Raw genomic sequence first — 20,190 nt, forward strand, 5'->3', positions numbered from 1 at the left:
CCTCACGCATCGACCGACGCATCGACCCTTCGTACGTGCGGATGATGTCCGTGCTTGTCCACGATGTGCTCGGTCCTGGCAAGTTTGCGCAGAATAACGTAGAAAACGGGTGTGAGCAGCAACCCGAACAAGGTCACCCCCAGCATTCCGAAGAACACGGCAATACCCATGGCCCGTCGCATTTCGGAGCCAGCGCCACTTGAGATCACCAACGGCACCACGCCCATAATGAACGCAATAGACGTCATCAGGATGGGTCGAAGTCGCAGCCGACTCGCCTCGATGGCAGCCTGCGTAATTGAGCGCCCTTCCATCTCTAGTTCCCGGGCAAACTCGACGATCAATATCGCATTCTTTGCGGACAAGCCGACAAGCACCATGAGCCCGATCTGCGTGAATATGTTGTTGTCCCCACGGGTCAACCACACCCCGAGTAGCGCCGAAAGCACACTCATCGGAACAATCATCAGAATGGCCAAAGGCAATGTCAGACTTTCATAGAGCGCTGCCAGCACCATGTAAACAAGCAGAACGCTGATCGGAAAAACCCAGAGCGCGGAGTTACCGGCCAGAATCTGTTGATACGTAAGATCGGTCCATTCGAATTTCATTCCGCGCGGCAAGGCCTTTGCGGCAATCCGCTCAATGGCCGCTTGCGCCTGATCGGACGAGTATCCCGGCGCGGGACCACCGTTGATGTCAGCAGCCGTGTAACCGTTGTAACGGACGACTGAGTCAGGACCGTAGGTCGGCGTGACTTTCACCAGGGTCGATAGCGGTACCATCTCCCCCTTGTCGTTACGCGCTTTCAGCAACCCAATATCCGACATGTGCGCGCGGAACGGCGCATCAGCCTGCACCCGCACCTGATAGACCCGGCCGAAACGGTTAAAATCGTTAACGTAGAACGAGCCGAGGTAGACCTGCATCGCGTTAAAGATGTCAGTCACAGACACCCCCAGTTGCATGGCTCTCACACGATCGATATCGACGTTCACCTGCGGAACGTTGATTTGATAAGTGGAAAATGACGGGCCGAGTTCGCGTGCCTTTGCGGCCTCCTTTACGAAAGCCTGGGTAGCATTGTCGAGCGCCGTATAACCGGCTGCCTGCCGGTCCTCAATCTGAAGTTTGAACCCGCCGAGCGTACCGAGACCAAGGACCGGCGGCGGCGGAAATACTGCGACGAACGCCTCCTTGATGACGGAGAACCGCTTGTTCAGTTCCGCCGCAATGCTCAGGCCAGTCATCGACTTGTCCTTGCGTTCGTCAAATGGGGTTTCGCCGAAAAAGATCACTGCCGCGCTGGACGAGTTAGTGAAACCATTGATCGACAAGCCCGGGAACTGCACTGCGGATACGATGCCAGGCGTATTCAGAGCAATTTCCCCAGCCTGTCGCACCACTTTTTCGGTGCGATCGAGAGACGCCCCGTTGGGCAACTGGATAATCGCGACGAGGTATAGCTTGTCCTGCCCAGGCACAAAACCGCCTGGCACAACCTTGCTCATGAGGATCGTCATCCCAAGCAAAACAGCGTAGACGGCGAGGATGATGACCTTGCGGTTGACAATTCTGGCCACGCCACGGCTGTACGACTCCGCCCCACGGTGGAAAACCGTGTTGAAGGCATTGAAGAACGGCGAAAGCACTTTATCCATGGCTCGAGAGAGCCAGTCCTTTGGTTCGTGATGCCCCTTGAGCAAAAGAGCAGACAGCGCCGGAGAGAGCGTAAGAGAATTGAACGCTGAGATTACCGTCGAAATCGCGATGGTCATCGCAAACTGCTTGTAGAACTGCCCCGTAAGACCACTCATGAATGCCAGAGGCACAAACACGGCAATCAGCGTCAATGCGATTGCGATAATCGGCCCGCTGACCTCCTGCATCGCCTGATGGGTCGCTTCCCTTGGAGACAGGCCCGTGGCGATATTGCGCTCGACGTTTTCGACCACCACAATCGCGTCGTCGACCACGATACCAATGGCCAGCACCATGCCAAAGAGCGACAGAGCATTCACGGAGAAGCCAAACGCAAGCAGCAGCCCAAACGTCCCCACGATCGAAACAGGCACAGCGAGTAGCGGAATGACAGATGCTCGCCACGTTTGCAGGAATAGAATGACGACCAATACGACCAGCGCGATAGCTTCCAACAACGTGTGAATGACCGCATGGATACTTGCTCGAACGAACTGTGTCGGATCATAGACGATCTCATACTTCACTCCTGCCGGCATATCGGCTTGGAGCTCCTTCATCGCCTCGCGAACGTGGTCCGAAATATTCAGAGAGTTGGCGCCTGGCAGCTCAAATATCGCCATTGCGACCGCGGACTGGTTGTTCAACAGCGAACGGCGCACGTATTCAGACGCGCCCATTTCGACGCGCGCCACGTCCCTAAGTCGAGTCACGGCACCGTCGGGCGATGTCTTCAAAACGATGTCGCGGAATTGATCCTCCGTTTGAAGACGACCCTGCGCATTGACGTTGAGTTGCAACGGAGCATCCGCAGTGGACGGGTCCGCACCAATCTGGCCAGCCGCCACCTGAATGTTCTGTTGACGGATAGCCGTCACCACATCGTTTGCAGTCAGGTTGTGCTCGGCGACTTTCAGCGGATCAAGCCAAACGCGCATCGAGTAGTCGCCGGAGCCCCATAGGGTGACCTGACCGACACCAGGAATACGCTCCAGACGGTCACGAACGTTGATGAGCGCGTAGTTCCGGAGATAGGTGCTGTTGTATTTCTCGTTTGGCGAAACAAGGTGAACGACCATCGTGAGCGTCGGGGACGACTTGATTGTCGTGACGCCCAAGCGCTGCACGTCTTCTGGCAACCGTGGCAGCGCCTGGTTCACCCGGTTTTGTACCAGTTGCTGTGCAAGGTCAGGATTAGTGCCGAGCTTGAACGTAATTGTCAACGTAAGCGTACCATCGCTATTGGCCTGCGACTGCATGTACAACATGTTCTCCACGCCATTTATCTGTTCCTCGAGCGGCGAAGCGACCGTATCAGCGATAACTTTCGGGTTTGCGCCGGGATATTCCGCCGTCACCACAACGGACGGAGGTACGACGTCCGGATATTCCGATATGGGCAGATTGACCATAGCGATCAGACCCGCCAGCAAAATTGCCGCAGACAGTACGGCTGCAAATATCGGGCGCTCGATGAAGAATTTCGAGAGATTCATGACAGACCCCGGTTGCGCATGAAGGAGCGGATTGGCACGTTTGCGCTCACGAACTTCCCTTCGTGGTGGCAGCGTCTCCCGACATCTGCACGAGGTTTGGCTTGACAGCGTCGTTCGGGCGGACGCGCTGCATGCCGTTCACGACAATGCGGTCGCCCGGTTGCAGCCCGTCCGAGATGGCCCGTAAACCCTCATGTTGCTCGCCTAGCTTCACTTCGCGGTACTGGACCTTGTTTTCCTTGTCCACCAGAAGCACGAACTTCTTCTCCTGGTCGGTCTGGATCGCGGCATCGCTAACCAGCACCGCTTGATGCGGAGCGCCTCCGCCGACACGAACCCGGGCGTAGAGTCCCGGTACGAGCACGCCATCCGCATTGTCAAAACGCGCCCTTACGCGAATCGTCCCGGAGCTGGTGTCAAGCCGATTGTCCACAGAATCGATTACACCTTGACGGGAAAAGCCGGTTTCGTTCGCCAGACCAATGCGGACCGGCACCGTCGTTTTTGTGTCGTGGCTGAGAAAGCGCAGGTACGTCTGCTCATCGACGTCAAACGACGCGTAAATGGGCGACATCGAGACCAGAGTCGTCATGACGGGCGCGTTTGCCCCAATGGAAACCACATTGCCGACTGTCAGTTCCGCACGGGAGACTCGCCCGGATACGGGTGCGGTGACAGAGGTATATCCCAGATTGATCCTGGCCGTTTCGAGTGCCGCCCTCGCCGCCTTCACCGCGGACAAAGCCTCGCGATCTGCATTCTGCGCCTCATCGTAGTCACGTTTTGCGATCGCGTTGTCGGTGAGCAGCCTTTGCGCACGCGCCCAGTCAGTTGAGGCATATCCGTTGCGGGCTTCCGCTGAAGCAAGTTGTGCCGCTGCTCTGTCCACCTCCGCCTGATACGGCCGTGGATCGATAGTGAAAAGCAGGTCTCCCTTGTTGACCGTTGCTCCGTCCCGGAAATGAACGGCGACGATCGTTCCGGAAACGAGTGGCCGAATCTGCACATAGTTAATGGCCTCGATCCGTCCTGAGTACGTCTGATAGTCGGTGATGGACTGCGAGATCACGGCCGCAACGTCAACCTCCGCGGCCGGCGGTGCTGCGGCGGCGACAGACGAGGTGACGGACTCACCGCCGAACGTCTGATATATCGCAGCAACGCCGGCCACGATTGCCAGGGAAATCGCGCTGGCGGCAACCAGCTTGCGCTTGGAGGGCATTTCGAACTCCAGATTATCGGTGACTTGAATCAGAAACGCTTTGAATTAGACCCAAACCTCCTCATGAAGAAGGCCAATAACCAAATCACCTGTTCGCAGCCTTCCAGCTCCGCGTCCGGAATTGCGATCGCCTGTTTGAACTGCCCTGCTCTCTGTACTGGTCCGCTGTTGCCGCGCGGTGAAACGCGCACCGGAGTTCGACCCAGTGCCTCGCACTGCATCCATCCGATATCTGGGGCGTGCGAAGTGCCGGACGGATCCGGATTCGCAGCCGCGTTGAAATAGTCCCACATCCGGACGAAGAGATTGTCGTCTCAGGGAACAATATGAATTCCGTGAGGGAACACTCTGCTCCAGATCGGTCGGTGTCATTCAGGTCCGCCGGCACTCGTCCTCAATGGTGCGGGCTCACGCGCTTGCGGAAGCTCGGACAGCGCCTGTTGTCTGTACTCCCGAGGCGGCTTTCCAAAAGTAGCCTTGAAGGACTGGCTAAAGTGGGTCAGGTTGTTGAAGCCCCATGCGAACGCAATGTCGCCGACAGGCCGAATTGCCTGTCCGGCATCCTTTAGATCCCGAGCACATTTCTGGAGCCGGCGTGCGCGGATGAAGCGTTCGACTGAAAGTCCATCGGCGGCAAAAATAATGCTGAGATAACGCTTGGAGATTCCAAGATGCTCCGCGACGGCCGCAGGTGAGAGCCAGGCGTTTCGGAGGTTTGCCTCAATGAATGCGCGTCCGCGATAGGCGAGCGTAGACCGGGTTACGGAAGGTTTGATGGATTGTCCACTTTCGACCGATGACATGAACGCCATTACAACCATGTCGAGGGCCTGTTCGTTCAATCGCTGAACGACCGCAGGACTGAATCGCTCGAAATCGCGGGCCAATGATTGGACAAACTCACCTGTTATCTTGCCGAGCGGATTTTCGACCGGCACTACCATCGCCGTCAAACGTTCCACCGCGCCAACCTGTTTGCGGAACAACGATCTAGGTACCTGAAGAACGAGCTGCCCCATCTCGCACGGAAAATCAGCACGGAATGACCTCGAGGTATCGAGCAACGTCATATCGCCCGCTCGAAGTACACCCTGTCTGCCATCTTGCTCGACGATCGCCGTTCCGTCGATCTGGATGCATACGAAGATCTTCTCCTCGCCCACCTGGGCGACCCTCGGCATCGCTCGCACGATAGTGTGCGAAGCCGCTTCGATCTCGAGCAGAGTCGTCGGCGCCGACGAGTGGAGCTTTATAGAACCAAAAAAGTTGTCCCCGGAAGCGCTGGTGCATTCCAGCTGGGTCAACAAGCTTCCGACCTGACGCTGCCAAAAACTCAGTCGGGCGCTCGGCGAAATACTCCGGGTCGAGATAACATTCTGGATGTCGTTCATGGCCTCTCCATACGTTCCGAGCTCCCTCCGCCCGGGCACGATTCGATCAAGGCGATGGCGCCTGGCCTGATGGCAAGGCTAATGATGGCACCCACGATATAGGTCCACCGGTACTGTCGCGCTCGCCGCGATGAACGAGCGGCGACTAGCCACCGGCGGCCTTGCAGCCGGACGCATCTATCATGCCGTCGGGATAGGATTGTCTTCGATCATCTGGTTCAGGTAATCGACAACGCCGTGCTCGTTCGGCCCTACACCTTCGCGCAACTGCCTGCCCGCTTCAACGACGACCTCAGTGGTCGCGGTTTCGAGAAGAGTCATCGTCTCCGCGATAAAGGCATCCAGAGGCATCGCCCGCTCGTCACCGCTCTTATGAATCAGGTCGGTGTCAACCCAGGGTGGCGCGATTTCCAGAACTTTCACGCTTGTGTTTCTCAACTTGAAGCGTTGCGAAAGACAGTACGAGTGAATCGCCGCCTTGGTCGCGGAATAGAGAGCATTGGACGCGATCGGGATAAACCCGAGTACGGAGCTATTGTTGATGATAAAGGCTTCGGGCTGCTTCTTCAGATGCTCGATAAACGCCGCGCTCACGCGCACCGGCCCGAGCAGATTGGTATTGATCAGATGCACGGCTTGTGCATCATCTAGCGGTCCCGCGACGTCGTCGAACGGCATGATCCCGGCGTTGTTGATCACGACATTCAAGCCTGGATATTTCTCGGTCAGATGTCGAGCCACGGTCTGGATCTGCGCCGCGTCGCTCACGTCAAGTTCAACCGTGTCGATTCCAGGGTTCGCTTTCGCCACTTCGTCCAACAATGCTCTGCGGCGTCCACTGATGATTACTTTATTGCCCCGGCTGTGAAAGGCTTCCGCGAGAGCGCGGCCGATGCCTGAGGTCGCACCGGTGATAAAAATCGTGTTGCCGCTGAGTTTCATGTGATCTGCTCCCGGTTAGGTCGATAAAGTGACGCACTCGTTGAGTTATCCCAGCACACGCATTTCGAATGCTCCCATACCTGGACGAGGCGATTGTCGTCTCGAGGAACAAAATAGATCGCACGAGGGAACTCTCTACTGTCGCTGCCACCTGGCAGCTTCACTCCCCTTGGAAATCGCTTTTTTTGTTCCTCCTCGGAACAATGGCAGTGTGTGGCCTGCGCATTACTATTGCGTAGAATCGAGTCCTACCTGAATCTGTATGCACCCGTTCATTTATTGATCATACGACGGCAACTGTGGGAGCACATGGTTGTCAAGTAAATTGTGTATTTAATTCTCTTGAACAATAGCCGCTGCAACGCATACGCGGCCACCGCCATGCCGATCGCTCTCCCTGCGCCTGATCTTCTCCGGCGCCAAAAACTGCCTGGCATGAACTGTGTCGCGCGATACCTGTCGCGAGGTCTATCGATATGCTACCGGTGACGCAATGCGAATCTTCAGCGCAACTCACTTCAAAACTTATCGCTAGCTACTGTCGTTCCGAAGACTCGGCGTGAATCTTGACGCCATTGTAGTAGTCCTTGTGGGGCATTTTGGCGTGGGACTTCTATACACCACAGTCATTGCAGACATTCGTGCGCGGAGCGATTCACCGCTTAGGTCATTTTCTTGCGCCAGCTAAGATCTACGTTGACATCAATGGTGGGCTTCGTCGCCCCGGTTTAGACTGCACGCTGGGTTTGACGGGCTCGAACGCGCGCCGAAACAGAGCACCGTGACGGCCGCTGGCGCCTCGCCTGCCCCACTGTTTCCTGGGCTGTCCCACGCACCTGCGGCGCGTCGGGAGGCGTCCGCATTTTTAACCGGTAATTCTAATGAGGTGTGGGCAATGGATATCGTGCTGGCAATGAGAGTATTTTCCCGCGTAGTCGAAACAAAAAGCTTCACGCGCGCGGCCGAGACTTTAGATATGCCACGCGCGCGGGTGACCGTGACCATCCAGAGTCTCGAAGCGCACCTGAAAACACGTCTGCTGCAGCGGACGACGCGCAGCCTCAACCTCACGCCGGACGGCGCTGCCTATTACGAGCGGTGCGTGCGTGTGCTCGCGGACATCGACGACATCGAGAGCTCGTTTCTGGGCAAAGAGCGAGCGCCGCGCGGCAAGCTGAGGGTAGACATGCCCGGGGCACTCGGGCGCCTCATTGTCATGCCTGCGCTGGGCGACTTTCACGAGCACTATCCCGAAATTGACCTGGTGCTCGGCCTCGGGGACAAGCCTTTGGATCTCGTGCAGGAAGGCATCGACTGCGTGGTGCGGATCGGCACCTTGCAGGATTCGACTCTCGTGGCGAGACGCGTTGGTGTCTATCAGGGCGTCACCGTCGCGAGTCCGGGGTATCTCGAGAAGGCCGGTACGCCGCGGACGCTGGCCGAACTCGCCAATCACCGTGCGGTGAACTACTACTGGGGCCGCACGGGTCGGATCATGCCATTCACGTTCGAAACCGAAGGCAAAGTGGTCGAAATGAAGATGCGCGGCTCCATCGCGGTGAACGACGCCGAGGCCCATCTCGGCAGTGCGCTGCACGACCTCGGCATCGTCCAGGGCGCCCGTTTCATGGCGTTGCCGTACCTCGAATCGGGGGCACTGGTCGAGATTCTGTCGCAATGGAAACCGCCGCCGCTACCCATTTCCGCGGTATACCCACACAACCGCCATCTCTCCGCAACCGTGCGCGCGTTCATCGACTGGATCTCCGAACTCTTTCGCGACAGTCCGTTGTTGTCCAGCACGCCCGAAGCTGAAGCGCGGTGCCGCCCCGCGAGTATCGATGCCCAGGACGCCGAGGTGATCGACCTTGCGGGCGACGAAGCGGAGCCGATTGCATAAGAGAGGCACGCCCACCGGGAGCAACGAAGCATTGTTCTCTTCATGAGAACACAGTTGACGCGAGTGCGAGATTTATCGGCCCAGCGGTATAGCTCAAACTTCGGGCATTGTTCCTGAGGGCGAGAACGCTGCGCGTTGCATGGCATGTCTACCATTTCGCATCCGGATTTGCTGATCGAAGAAGTTCGCATCAATGGACACAGCCAACCCATTGCGGTGCGCAGCTTCAGACCGCGAGCACAGAAGCGCCCGCTTGCGATCATCCTTTACTTTCACGGCGGCCGATTCACCGCAGGCACGCTTGACGAAACAAATGCCGTGTGCAAGGTGCTCGCGTTACACGTGCGCGCCTGGGTGGTCTCCGTCGGCTACTCACTCGCGCCCGCGTTTCCCTTTCCGAATGCCGTGGAAGACGCGCATCGCGCGCTGCTGTGGGTACGATCGGAAGCCAACGGTATTCGCGCGGACAAGCGATATATGGCCGTTGCCGGCCACGACGCCGGCGGGAACATCGCGACTTGCGTGGCGGCCATTGCGCGTGATCGCGGCGACGCCAGCATCCGCGCTCAGGTTCTGCTCGCGCCGCTGCTTGACCCCAGCATGACGCGCATCGGTCATAAGACGGTGCATGCAACGCCTGGCATCGACGGTCTGGCGGCCAGCTACCGCGCGTACCTGCCCACATTCACGCAGCGCTTTCATCCCTACGCCGCGCCGCTCGAGTCGCGCCGCCTCGCGCACTTGCCAGCGGCGTTCATTGCCAGCGTCGAGCACGATCCGCTGCATATCGAAGCCGAACGCTACGCCGCGTCACTCATCGCCGCGGGTGTCCCCACTGAATGCGCACGCTATGCCAACACGACGCACGCCGAGATCGCGACGCACACGCCCGCACTGCTGGCGGCAAGCGAATTCCTCCAGCGGCACCTCGCGGTGCAGCAATCCTCGATGTTAGCTCGCGCAGTCGACGACTATTGAACGCATTTCGTTACAGAACGGAGCGAAATGCTAAGGTAGGGCTATCGCGAGGCAAACGCCGTAACACGACGAATGCAAGCTGGGCTGAACCCTCAACTTGCATTTGTTGCAATTTGCGGGATAGAAATCTCGTGTAATCGACGCCCCTTCTAGCTCATGGAAGTTGTTCGCTCGATGAATGCCTCCGTCAAACTCGCAGCGGCGTCGGCCATCTCCACATGTGGCAAGTGGCCACAGCGTGGAAAGACGTGCACCTCCGCTCCAGCGATCGCATCGCCCCACCGCTTCGCTAGTTCGACCGACACGACACGATCCTCTTCGCCCCACAGGACTAACGTTGGACAGCTAAGCTTCCCGAGTTCAAGTTCCAAAGTTGGATCGTAGAATCCGGGACCACCAAGTAGCTCGCTCGTCTTCAAATTTCCAGATTCAATTTTCTGGATATCATGCGGATCCTGTGCAAAAACACGTTCGACAAACGACTGATCGAAATAGTATCGTCGCAGACGTTCTGCGCGCGAAGGCAATGCGCCCGGTCCGCTTCCCGCTGCCCGCGCGCGCATTCCTGCGGGTGCAATCAGTGTCAGGCTGCGAATCGCTTCCGGCATCAGCATGGCCAATCTGCTCGCGAGCCAGCCACCCAACGAGCTACCAACAAGATGGATTCCTCCTAAACTGGCGCAAAACGTAGTGTAGTAGCGGGCCAGGTCGGCAACCGACGCGATCCACTCTGGTCTCTCGTTCTTTCCGAAACCCGGATGCTCAGGCGCCAGAACGTCATAGCTGTGAGCCAACTTATCAAAATAGTCCAGCCAGCCAGTCATTCCGCCGGCACCATGCAGGAACAACACCTTATCTCCCGTTCCACCTCGAAGCATACGAGACTCGGCACCATGCACCATCGTTTTGTGATGGACGTATAGCATTTCGACCACCCATAAGGTCACTTGATCAAGCCGTCTGAAGTTCAGCGACGTCGCGCTCTACATTTGCTACGGCAATGAACTCATCCAGTTCGAATTCGTGGGTGAGCGCCCAAAAGTCAACCAGTCGCCACGGTGAAGTCATCGTTACCCGGTTACGTTTGTTCTTGTACCAGCTCGTGACACCACGATGGGACCACACCATGTTACGCAGCTTCTCGTCCACCACATCGTTGTAGCCGCTGTAGATCTCTTCGCGCACCTCGATCGAAGCCAGATCCCTCTCGATCATTTCCCGTACCGCTTTCAGAATGTACGTAACCTGGCACTCGGTGTGAAATATCGCGCTCCCTCCGTGCGAAAGGATCGTATTCAGCCCGGCAATGACAAAAAGGTTCGGGAACCCCGGCACCGTCATTCCCTTGTACGCACGGGGATCGTCCTCGCCCCAGACGTCGCGGATCGACACGCCATCCCGGCCACGAATCTCCATCGGCCACAGAAGCTTCGACGCGTTGAAACCTGTCGCGAATACCAGTACGTCAGCGGGATACTCGACGCCGTCAGTCGTCACGACGCCCGTCTTACTGATATGAGAAATCGGGTTGACGACCAAGTCAACGTGGTCCTGCTTCAGCATCCTGAACCAATGGTTGTCACGCAGCAGACGCTTGCCATACGGCGGATAGTCTGGTGTGCACTTTTTGAGCAGTTCCTCGTCCCCATCCAGTTCGTTGTGCATGTACGCGATGATGTTTTCTCGCATCGCGTGATTTTCGCTGTTGAGCGATAGTGCGGGTTGGCTCCATTCCGGATCGATATGCAGTGTCTTGTGGAAGCCATCGGATGCAGCCCAGAAGACGAGGAAACGCGCCCATTCGTTAAAGAGCGGAATGTGTTTCAGCGCCCACCTCTGCCCCTCCGTCGTGTCCCGACGGTAGTTCGCGTTCCCCATCGCCCAATGTGGCGAGCGCTGGAAAATCGTCAGCTGCTCGACCTTGTCAACAATCGCCGGCCCGACCTGCATTCCGCTGGCACCTGTGCCAATCATGGCAACGCGCTTTCCGTTCACGTCGACGCCATGATTCCAGTGAGCGGTATGAACCGTGTCGCCCGAGAAACTCTCCAGCCCCTTGAAAGCTGGGGTCGACGCAACGTTGTGCCCAGCGGCCGTAATGAAAACATTGCATTCGAGCTGTTCGGACTCCACGTCCTGCGAACGGCAATTCACTTGCCAACGTGCACTGGCCTCGTCAAAGTTCGCACTGGTCACCTCAACGTTAAAGCGGATATGCTCACGAAGACCGAACTTGTCCACCGTGTCGTTGATGTATTTCAATATCTCGTTTTGACGGGAAAAATGCCGTGACCAGTCCGGATTCGGGTTGAACGAATAGGAGTAGAACTGGTTCGGCGTATCCACGCCGGCGCCCGGATAATCGTTCTCGTACCATGTCCCGCCCAGGCCCGCATTGCGTTCGAGAATGACAAACGGAATACCCGCCTCCTTGAGCCTGATGCCTGTGCAAACACCAGACAGCCCTGCCCCAACGATCACCACCTTGAAGTCATCAAGTGACAGTGATTTCGGATCGGTACGCCACTGCAACGCGCGGGTGTCGACGTCGCCGAGGCGCAGTTCCTCGACGAAAAGCGAGACATATTCTTCCGGAACCTCGGTTCCAACACTGGCACTCATCATCCGGCGCAAGGTTTGCCGATGAGGCGTGCGCGGCACGGTCGCGCCTTCAGCGGCGTATTGCTTCAGTGTCGCCACCAGCTTCGATCTGATCTCCTCCTTCAGATCGTCGGGGATCGACTCAAGGAAGTTCCACGCTCCCTTGATATGCGGCGCAACCTCGTCGAGAAGTTCAAAATCGCCAGTCAGATAAACCAGCGTCATCAACGCAGGAACGATATCCGCAGTGTCGAGCGCGGACTTCAACGCCTGCTCATCGCGCGCTGCTTCTGCAAAATTGCTTTCCATATTCACTCCGATCCGTTTTACGTAGTGGAGCCTTCATCCTAGATGGAAATGAAGATCTCACCAGCGATAACGCTTGATGTATTCGATCAGCAATTTTGATGAACAATGGACAAGCGTGACGTCACCACGTAGCTGATATTGACGCATCAGAATTTATGATCAGGTTCATCTGATTAACTCATTTGCGTTGCCTTTTTATGCCCCGCTATGCTTCCTCGAACAAACAGCGAATCGGATGCGAAATGATCTAATGAATTGCGACAACACTCACCCAATCAAGGTATAGGCCCGTTGGACGACGAAAGCGTTGCTGACTACGATCAGCGGCTCACCGAGAGCGACGTCGCCTCGGAATAGCTCGCGGTTTGCAGACATCGATACATGTGATCGCTACGCAACAATGCAGAATCGTCGGCCCGTCAAATTCAGAATCCTCACCGCGCTGCACTAGAAAACAAAAGCACGCAGCGGACACAAAGTCACGGAGACGCAACATGCAGCCCTTTCGCGTGAAGCCGGCAGCCATACCCAGCACGTTATGGCTATTCAACCGTATTCAAGGAGACGCGCAATGAACAACAAACGCACAGTCGATGTACAAACTTTCATCGACAGTCAACGTTTTTCGCCTTTTCAATGGACCATTCTCGTCCTGTGCTTTCTGGTCGTGGCCGCCGATGGCATGGACACGGCCGCGGTCGGTTTCATCGCACCTTCACTGGTGCAGGAATTGGGCGTTGCGCGTGCGGCGCTAGGGCCTGTGATGAGCGCCGCGCTCGTCGGGCTCGGCATCGGCGCGTTGGGTGCAGGACCACTTGCCGATCGCGTCGGGCGCAGAACGGTGCTGGTTTTATCGGTATTTTTCTTCGGGCTGTGGAGTCTCGCCGCCGCACATGCGCCTTCGATTGAATCGCTCACTTTGATGCGCTTCATGACGGGACTGGGTCTCGGCGCGGCGATGCCAAACGCGGTCACGTTGATGTCCGAATACGCGCCTGCGCGCATTCGCGCCGTTGTTGTGAATGCAATGTTCTCCGGCTTTTCGTGCGGCGTTGCGATTGGCGCGGTGTCGTCAGCGTGGCTCATACCCCACTTCGGCTGGCAAAGCGTGCTGGTAGCAGGCGGCGTCGGGCCTATCGCACTGACCTTCGTGCTCGTTATGTTGCTGCCCGAATCCGCGCAGTTCATGGTGACGAGAGAACACGGCCACGCACGCATCGCGCGCGTTCTTTCGCGCATCGCAGGAGACGCACGTTTTGACGAATGCCGCTTTGTCGCGATTGACGCAACGGTGGAGAATCGCGGATCCGCATTGCGGGTTGTGCTGTCGTCACGCTATCGCTTCGGCACGCTAATGCTATGGCTCGCGTACTTCATGGGCCTGCTGATCTATTACCTGCTGACGAACTGGCTACCTACGCTTTTCAGGGACGCGGGATTTTCAGGCCAGAACGCCGCGCTGATGACATCGCTGTTTCCGATCGGCGGTGTGGCAGGCAATCTTGGTGTCGGCTGGCTGATGGACCGCTTCAAGGCCAATCGTGTAATCGCCTGCACATACGTCGTGTCGGCGGTGCTGGTCATGCTGGTGGGACACGGCATCGGGCATCAACTGTGGCTCGGCACACTGATCTTCCTGACGGGAACCGTCGCTACGTCCGCAGTCACGTCAATGTCCGCGCTTGCCGCGAACTTCTATCCGACGGAAGGGCGCGCGACGGGCGTAGCGTGGATGATCGGCATGGGACGCATCGGCGGTGTGACGGGCGCGCTGGTAGGTGCCGCGCTGATGGGATTGGGCTGGCAATTTGGTTCGGTGTTTAGCCTGCTCGCCGTGCCCGCGATGATTGCCGCATGCGGCGTCTATGCAACGGCCAGACGCGTGCGCACGTCGAACATCGAGGACGCCAAATTGACGCCCGCGGTGGAATAGCATTTCGGACGACGTTTTCTAGATGCTTCTTCAGACATCCATCCGCGAGTCGCGTCGGACCGCATTGGGCGGAACGCCAAACCCGCGCATGAACGCGTCACGCAGATGGCGGCGATCGCGAAAACCGGACTCTCTGGCGGCGACATCAAGCGGATGTCGGCTCTGTTCGATCATCAGCCGCGCAGCCTCCAGTCGCAGTCTTTCGATGGCTTTGGCTGGAGACTGTCCCGTTTCGAGTGTGAACACGCGGCTAAACTGGCGCGGACTCAGATGAACGGCCTCGGCCAGAGCGATAACTCTTGAAACATACCACTCCATACGAGCGAATACGCAATGAGCGTGATGGTCACCGGATGAATCCGCTGGCCATCTGTGCAAGAGTCGCCATCGCTCCAGACGGACTGCGCTACGTGCGCCATGAAGAACCAATGCCGCCCGAACATAGCAATACACAAAATCGCACGCAGTGTTTATGAGTAAGCATGGGACAAGACCTGATCCATTGCCAAAATCCCTGCATATGAGCGCTCTCGTCGAGGTGCAGGAAGGTCAAGATGTCGTTCGCGCATTTGAAATGGATATTGAAGCTGGATCGTCTGCAATTGCGCGGACCCAGTGGCGTACACGACCGAGGCGACCCGCGCCAGAAACCGCCGGTGCAGCTAGATGCAAAGCGGTTTTTTCAGAATCCGCCCTTCCCGGCCAAAATCCGTCCGTTACACGACACGCTTCAACGAGCGTCCGAGCCCTCTTCCAGCGCGAAATTCCTAAGCAGCATCCGGCGGCTCGCGTTCAGTATTTCATCTCCGAGCTGAGGATTGGCGCTGGCTACCGCCCGCGAAAGGGTGAGCGCACCGACCATCTGACTGTAGAACGCGATTGCCCCCTGGCGCGCTTCATCCGTATTTTTGCCTTCGGAGCGCTGTTCCATGACGAGCCCTGTCAACGTTTCAATCATAGTCTGCAGGCCGCTTGCAAAGTGCAACTGTGCCTCATGACCAAGCCGGCGGACGTCCGCAGTGAGGCCGGCGACTGCGCAACCCTGCTCGATATCACTGCAATGCGTGACGGACAGGTAAAAGTCCACCTGTCGGCTCAGCCGGTTGCTGTCCGGCACAATCGGCGCGGCAATGGCTTCCTTCAGGTCACCGTTAGCCTTGTCCATCGCAGTCGCCACAACCTCAGCGGCCAGCGCCTCCTTCGATTTGAAGTGGTTGTAAAACCCGCCTTGGGTAAAGCCCGCGGCCTTCATCAGAACGCTAACGCCCACACCATCGATTCCATGCTCACGGAACAACTTCTCTGCGGCCGCAATGATGGCCTTCCGGTTTTCCACCGCCTGCTGTTTCGTGACACCCATCGTTCAATGCTCCCGATCGTTGTTAGTTCAATTATAACCATCTTTGAAAAAAACAATTACGATCGACATTGACTTTTCGAATTCCACCCTCCAAACTCGCTGTCAATCACCATTGTGACCAGGCAAATCCATCAATCCCGTGGGAAAAATCATGAACATCGAAAGTAACCAACCCCTGCTCCAGCCGGTTCGGCTAGGGCACCTCGATCTGCCCAATCGTGTCGTCATGGCGTCGCTGACGCGCATGCGCGCGGCCAATCCCGAGCTTGCCCCGACGGCTTTGCACGCCGAGTACTACGCGCAGCGCGCTTCGGCGGGGTTGATCATCAGCGAAGGGGTGTTCGTGAGCCGCGAGGCCGTTGGCTGGGCAGACGTGCCCGGACTCTGGAGTGATGCTCAGGTGCGCGGCTGGCGCGTGGTGACGGACGCTGTGCACCGCGCGGGCGGTCGGATCGTCGCCCAACTCTGGCATACCGGTTCAATAGGGCATCCGGATTTCGACGCCGGCAAGGCGCCGCCATCCGCTTCAGCGGTCAATCCGGAGCAGCAGAGCGTGACCGCGGCAGGTCGCAAAGACACTGTGGTCCCGCGCCCCATGGAAAAAGACGAGATCCGTCGCACGGTCGCCGATTTTGGCCGGGCTGCGCGCAACGCGATCGCCGCCGGCTTTGACGGCGTGCAGATCCAAGGCGGCTATCACTACCTGTTCAATCAGTTCCTCAACGTTCACACCAATCTACGTACAGATGAATACGGCGGTTCGACGGAGAACCGTGCGCGGTTTCTTTTCGAAGTCGTGGAAACGGTGGTCGATGCAGTTGGAGCGCAGCGCACCGGCATCAAGACGGGACCCGCGACGTCGGAGACGGGCGCGTTCGTTTCCAATGACGAAACGCTTGCTACCTCCGAATATGCGATTGGGCGGCTCAACGATTTCGATCTCTCACATCTGCTGCTGATGGGAGCAATGGCCGACCTGTCGGCGACGCCACTGGCCGCCATGGCACGCGACGGCATGTTCCGCCATTTCCGCGAACTCTACCGCGGCAACATCATTGCGAACGTCGATATCGATCGTGCGCGCGGTAATCGGCTGATCGAAGCGGGACTGGTCGATATGGTCGCCTTTGGCCGCCCGTTCATCGGCAATCCGGATCTGCCGGCGCGCTTCGCCGCCGATGCGCCGCTTGCCGAAATCAACTGGCCAAAGGTCTATGGCCCAACAGCCGAGGGCTACACCGACTATCCCGAGTTTCAGGCTGTGCCGGCATAACGTGCCGCCACTCACGTCTGCGGAAAACGATCAAGACCAGCACCGAAGCAGCCAATCGGGCCCTCGCGCCCGAAGCTGTTCGGAAACATCTTTCGGCATTGACGCCACTCGTCATTTCTATTTGAGCTAATCATGAAACTCACGGGCAACACAATTTTTATCACCGGCGGCGGCTCGGGTATCGGCCGCGGTCTCGCTGAAGCGCTGCACAAGCAAGGCAATCAGGTGATCATCTCCGGCCGGCGCGCCGAGCGTCTGCAAGCGACCATCGATGCGAACCCAGGCATGCGGGCGGTGTCGCTCGACATCACCGATCCGGCGGATATCAAGGCTGTCGCCGCGAGGCTGATCGCCGACTATCCCGGTCTGAACGTGTTGGTCAACAACGCCGGCATCATGTTTCCCGACGGCGCCGAGGGCCCGGTCGATGACGAACTGCTGAGCTCGACCGTCGACACGAACCTGCTTGGGCCGATCCGCATGACCTCGGCACTGATCGAGCACCTGAAGGCTCGGGACGGCGCGGTCGTGGCAAATGTCACATCGGTACTCGGCTTCGTGCCGATGGCGATCACGGCGGTGTACAGCGCGACCAAGGCAGCATTGCATTCATACACGCTCTCACAACGCTATCTGCTTCGGGACAGCAAGGTTTCGCTCATCGAGATCGCGCCGCCCTGGGTCCGTACCGAGCTGATGAACAGCAGCGAGGAAGAGCGCGCGATGCCCCTTGATGAATTCGTTGCAGGCGCGATCGAACAACTAGGCACGGAGGCCAACGAAATACTCGTGGGTCCGGCCGTGAACATGCGCGCCAATCCGGGGCCCAACGAGCACGCGTGGGTTAACCAGTTCAACGACATGATGGCCGCCGGCTAAACGCCGGAAGACACGGTCAGCAGCTTCGATCCAGAACCGCGCACAAACGCCTGAGCGCCTCGCGTCGCGATATGCAACGCGGGGCGCTCTCGCGGAGCGAGTGGGACGACACCGCAGAGAATACAAGTGATACGAATTCTTTGGCCCTTTACGCTCGGGGCCTTTGCTCTCGGGCTCGACGCGTACGTACTGGCCGGGCTTCTGCCCGCCATGGCGCATGACCTTCACGTACCGCAAGCATCTGTTGGCCTTGGTATAGCTATTTTCACGGCTGCGTATGCCGTGAGTGCACCGACGCTTTCCCCGCTCGCTGCGCGCCGATCGACGAGGCTCGGCCTGCTCGCAGGTCTGAGCCTGTTCACGCTCGGCAACATCTTGACGATCATGTCGTCGTCCTTGCAGGTCCTGTTATTCTCGAGAGCAATCGCTGGCTTGGGTGCCGGCATCTTCTCGCCGCTTGCGTCTTCCACGGCGGCCAATATGGTCGAAGCCTCTCAAAAGGGTCGAGCGCTGTCCACCGTGTTGGGCGGACTGGGATCGGGGAGTGCTTTCGGCGTTCCCGTAGGTCTCGCCATCGAGAAGTGCTTCGGATGGAGGTGGACCATCGCTCTGCTCGTTCTCCTCGGGTTGATTGCCGCTGCTGGCGTGGTGCTCTACAGAGCAGAACTACCGAAGGTGCGGACTATCGACTGGAAAGCGCGGTTGTCTGCGCTCAGGACGCCATTCACTCTGGCAACGTTGTCTGTTACGTTCTTCACCTCGTTCTCAGCGCTCGGGCTCTATACCTATATTGCAGAAGTCATGATGTCCAGAGGCATGAACGATCGTGTCGGAACGTTGATCTGGTTGTGGGGTGTCGGCGGAATGATTGGATCGTTGTGCATTGGCAAGGTGATCGACCATCATCTGCCGCCCTCTCGTGTCACGCCCATGCTACTGTGCACGATAGTGATAAGTTACCTGCTGGTGGGATACGCAGGCATAGCCGGCGCGGCTGTGGGTTGTTTCATCTGGGGCCTGGCGGGCTGGGCAACAATTGCTCCTCAACAACACGCACTCATGAACCATGACCCATCGAATGCCGTGGCCGCTCTGGCTTGGAATTCATCGATCAATTATCTCGGCGGTGCAATCGGCGCCGTGGTTGGTTCCGTCTTATTGAGTGCTTACCTCGCACCCACGTCGCTGCCTTTGTTTGCCATGGTTGGCGCTGCTGTTGCGATTGGAATCCACAGTGCCAAACTGAGAATTCCAGTCGGTACGGCGCCCTGAGTTTGACAGGCAGGAGTTGCTGGAGATATGCCCTTCCGCTAACACTAGCGGCTCAATCAGAAAAGCGACATGCCATAACGGTGCCGGTGATGACGACCATCGTCCAATCCTTCAGCGAGCGCTATCCCGACGTCAATATCTCGCTGCTGGAGCGCGACAGCCTTACCATTGCCAAGAGCTTGGCGGACGCTTGCTTGCGGAGGTGCGACGTATGAACGCTGACGAACCTGTTACGCCTGCGGTGCAACCGGTTGGTCGCCGCGTGCTCGTGTGGGATGTTCCGACCCGGCTGTTTCATTGGCTGATGGTGGTGCTGGTCGCTGCGGCCTATGCGACGCTGAAGCTCAACTGGATCGGCTGGCACGTGCGCAGTGGCGAAGCGCTGCTGGCGTTGCTGCTCTTCAGGGTGCTATGGGGTTGCTTCGGTAGCGAGACCGCGCGGTTCAGAAGCTTCGTGGCTTCGCCGGCCTCTGCGTTGCGGCATCTGTCGCGCCTGTTTCGCCGTGAGCCGGATGTGCAGGTGGGCCACAACGCGGCGGGCGGCTGGATGGTTTTGGTGCTACTCACATTATTGTTGCTGGAGACGTTAAGCGGTCTCTATGTCTACAACGAGGTTGCGGACGAGGGGTCGTTGAGCGAAAGGGTACCCGCCTGGATCGCCAATGCGATCTCGACGCTGCACGCGGTGGTGTGGGATGCGCTGCTGGCCGCCGTCGCTCTGCACGTGCTTGTGATCGCGATCTATGCGGTGGTGAAGGGACACAACCTGCTGCGTCCGATGCTAAACGGCTACAAGGCGTTACCGGCTTCGGTGGCCGCACCGCGGCAAGCGCCAGCTTGGCTGGCGCTGCTGCCGCTCGGGATCGGCGCCGCCGTGGTAGTGCTGCTCGCGGCCTACCTCTGAGCCTGTCGCGACCGGTATATAACAGGGCC

General features: G+C 58.1%; 15 protein-coding genes and 2 pseudogenes. 9 read left to right on the top strand and 8 right to left on the bottom strand.

The genetic code is table 11. From position 1 onward, the window contains the following. Nucleotides 1-2: 2 nt before the first annotated feature. The 4 genes from M0D64_RS06540 to M0D64_RS06555 form a co-directional block, all read right to left on the bottom strand. Nucleotides 3-3,197: an efflux RND transporter permease subunit gene (locus M0D64_RS06540; protein ID WP_266257052.1), complete on the bottom strand. Its 3,195-nt coding sequence runs from the start codon at nucleotides 3,195-3,197 to the stop codon at nucleotides 3-5. A gap of 46 nt (nucleotides 3,198-3,243) precedes the next feature. Beyond that, a complete protein-coding gene (locus M0D64_RS06545) occupies nucleotides 3,244-4,419 on the bottom strand; it encodes an efflux RND transporter periplasmic adaptor subunit (protein ID WP_266257053.1) in 1,176 nt (391 codons plus the stop codon). A 368-nt stretch (nucleotides 4,420-4,787) separates the two neighbouring features. Continuing rightward, complete coding sequence (locus M0D64_RS06550) at nucleotides 4,788-5,810, bottom strand: helix-turn-helix domain-containing protein (RefSeq protein ID WP_266257054.1); 1,023 nt, start codon at nucleotides 5,808-5,810, stop codon at nucleotides 4,788-4,790. Between the two features lie 180 nt (nucleotides 5,811-5,990). Then, nucleotides 5,991-6,752 (bottom strand): SDR family oxidoreductase, encoded by a 762-nt coding sequence (locus tag M0D64_RS06555; protein WP_266257055.1) that lies wholly within the window; start codon nucleotides 6,750-6,752, stop codon nucleotides 5,991-5,993. 895 nt (nucleotides 6,753-7,647) lie between these two features. On the opposite strand from M0D64_RS06555, the gene M0D64_RS06560 reads away from it, so the two are divergent. Continuing rightward, complete coding sequence (locus M0D64_RS06560) at nucleotides 7,648-8,652, top strand: LysR family transcriptional regulator (RefSeq protein ID WP_266257056.1); 1,005 nt, start codon at nucleotides 7,648-7,650, stop codon at nucleotides 8,650-8,652. 144 nt (nucleotides 8,653-8,796) lie between these two features. Next, a complete protein-coding gene (locus M0D64_RS06565) occupies nucleotides 8,797-9,630 on the top strand; it encodes an alpha/beta hydrolase (RefSeq protein WP_266257057.1) in 834 nt (277 codons plus the stop codon). Nucleotides 9,631-9,779: 149 nt separating this feature from the next. On the opposite strand, the gene M0D64_RS06570 is transcribed toward M0D64_RS06565, so the two are convergent. Beyond that, nucleotides 9,780-10,508 carry an alpha/beta fold hydrolase gene (locus M0D64_RS06570; protein WP_266257058.1) on the bottom strand — a complete coding sequence of 243 codons (729 nt, stop codon included), beginning with the start codon at nucleotides 10,506-10,508 and terminating at the stop codon, nucleotides 9,780-9,782. Nucleotides 10,509-10,581: 73 nt separating this feature from the next. After that, complete coding sequence (locus M0D64_RS06575; RefSeq protein ID WP_266257059.1) at nucleotides 10,582-12,540, bottom strand: NAD(P)/FAD-dependent oxidoreductase; 1,959 nt, start codon at nucleotides 12,538-12,540, stop codon at nucleotides 10,582-10,584. 571 nt (nucleotides 12,541-13,111) lie between these two features. Here M0D64_RS06575 and M0D64_RS06580 point away from each other — a divergent pair. Continuing rightward, the gene (locus M0D64_RS06580) at nucleotides 13,112-14,473 is read left to right on the top strand and encodes an aromatic acid/H+ symport family MFS transporter (protein WP_266257060.1); all 1,362 of its coding nucleotides are present in this window, start codon (nucleotides 13,112-13,114) and stop codon (nucleotides 14,471-14,473) included. Between the two features lie 30 nt (nucleotides 14,474-14,503). Here the strand turns inward: M0D64_RS06580 and M0D64_RS06585 are convergent. After that, a pseudogene (locus M0D64_RS06585) lies at nucleotides 14,504-14,761 on the bottom strand (helix-turn-helix domain-containing protein); the annotation flags it as partial. 99 nt (nucleotides 14,762-14,860) lie between these two features. On the opposite strand from M0D64_RS06585, the pseudogene M0D64_RS06590 reads away from it, so the two are divergent. Continuing rightward, nucleotides 14,861-15,093 (top strand): annotated as a pseudogene (locus M0D64_RS06590) (IS5/IS1182 family transposase); the annotation flags it as partial. Nucleotides 15,094-15,203: 110 nt separating this feature from the next. On the opposite strand, the gene M0D64_RS06595 reads toward M0D64_RS06590, so the two are convergent. Then, nucleotides 15,204-15,833 (bottom strand): TetR/AcrR family transcriptional regulator, encoded by a 630-nt coding sequence (locus tag M0D64_RS06595; RefSeq protein ID WP_266257061.1) that lies wholly within the window; start codon nucleotides 15,831-15,833, stop codon nucleotides 15,204-15,206. Between the two features lie 151 nt (nucleotides 15,834-15,984). On the opposite strand from M0D64_RS06595, the gene M0D64_RS06600 reads away from it, so the two are divergent. The 5 genes from M0D64_RS06600 to M0D64_RS06620 all read left to right on the top strand — a co-directional run bounded on the left by M0D64_RS06600 (nucleotide 15,985) and on the right by M0D64_RS06620 (nucleotide 20,161). Continuing rightward, complete coding sequence (locus tag M0D64_RS06600; protein ID WP_266257062.1) at nucleotides 15,985-17,106, top strand: alkene reductase; 1,122 nt, start codon at nucleotides 15,985-15,987, stop codon at nucleotides 17,104-17,106. A gap of 132 nt (nucleotides 17,107-17,238) precedes the next feature. Continuing rightward, nucleotides 17,239-17,985 (top strand): SDR family oxidoreductase, encoded by a 747-nt coding sequence (locus tag M0D64_RS06605; protein ID WP_266257063.1) that lies wholly within the window; start codon nucleotides 17,239-17,241, stop codon nucleotides 17,983-17,985. Between the two features lie 126 nt (nucleotides 17,986-18,111). Further along, on the top strand, nucleotides 18,112-19,257 hold the full coding sequence (locus tag M0D64_RS06610) for an MFS transporter (RefSeq protein ID WP_266257064.1): 1,146 nt from the start codon (nucleotides 18,112-18,114) through the stop codon (nucleotides 19,255-19,257). An 89-nt stretch (nucleotides 19,258-19,346) separates the two neighbouring features. Further along, nucleotides 19,347-19,472 carry a hypothetical protein gene (locus M0D64_RS06615; protein WP_266257065.1) on the top strand — a complete coding sequence of 42 codons (126 nt, stop codon included), beginning with the start codon at nucleotides 19,347-19,349 and terminating at the stop codon, nucleotides 19,470-19,472. Continuing rightward, on the top strand, nucleotides 19,469-20,161 hold the full coding sequence (locus M0D64_RS06620) for a cytochrome b/b6 domain-containing protein (protein ID WP_266257066.1): 693 nt from the start codon (nucleotides 19,469-19,471) through the stop codon (nucleotides 20,159-20,161). The genes M0D64_RS06615 and M0D64_RS06620 overlap by 4 nt, the downstream gene beginning before the upstream one ends. Nucleotides 20,162-20,190: the final 29 nt, after the last annotated feature.

It is taken from the genome of Paraburkholderia sp. WS6, assembly GCF_030464835.1.
Lineage (GTDB): Bacteria > Pseudomonadota > Gammaproteobacteria > Burkholderiales > Burkholderiaceae > Paraburkholderia > Paraburkholderia madseniana.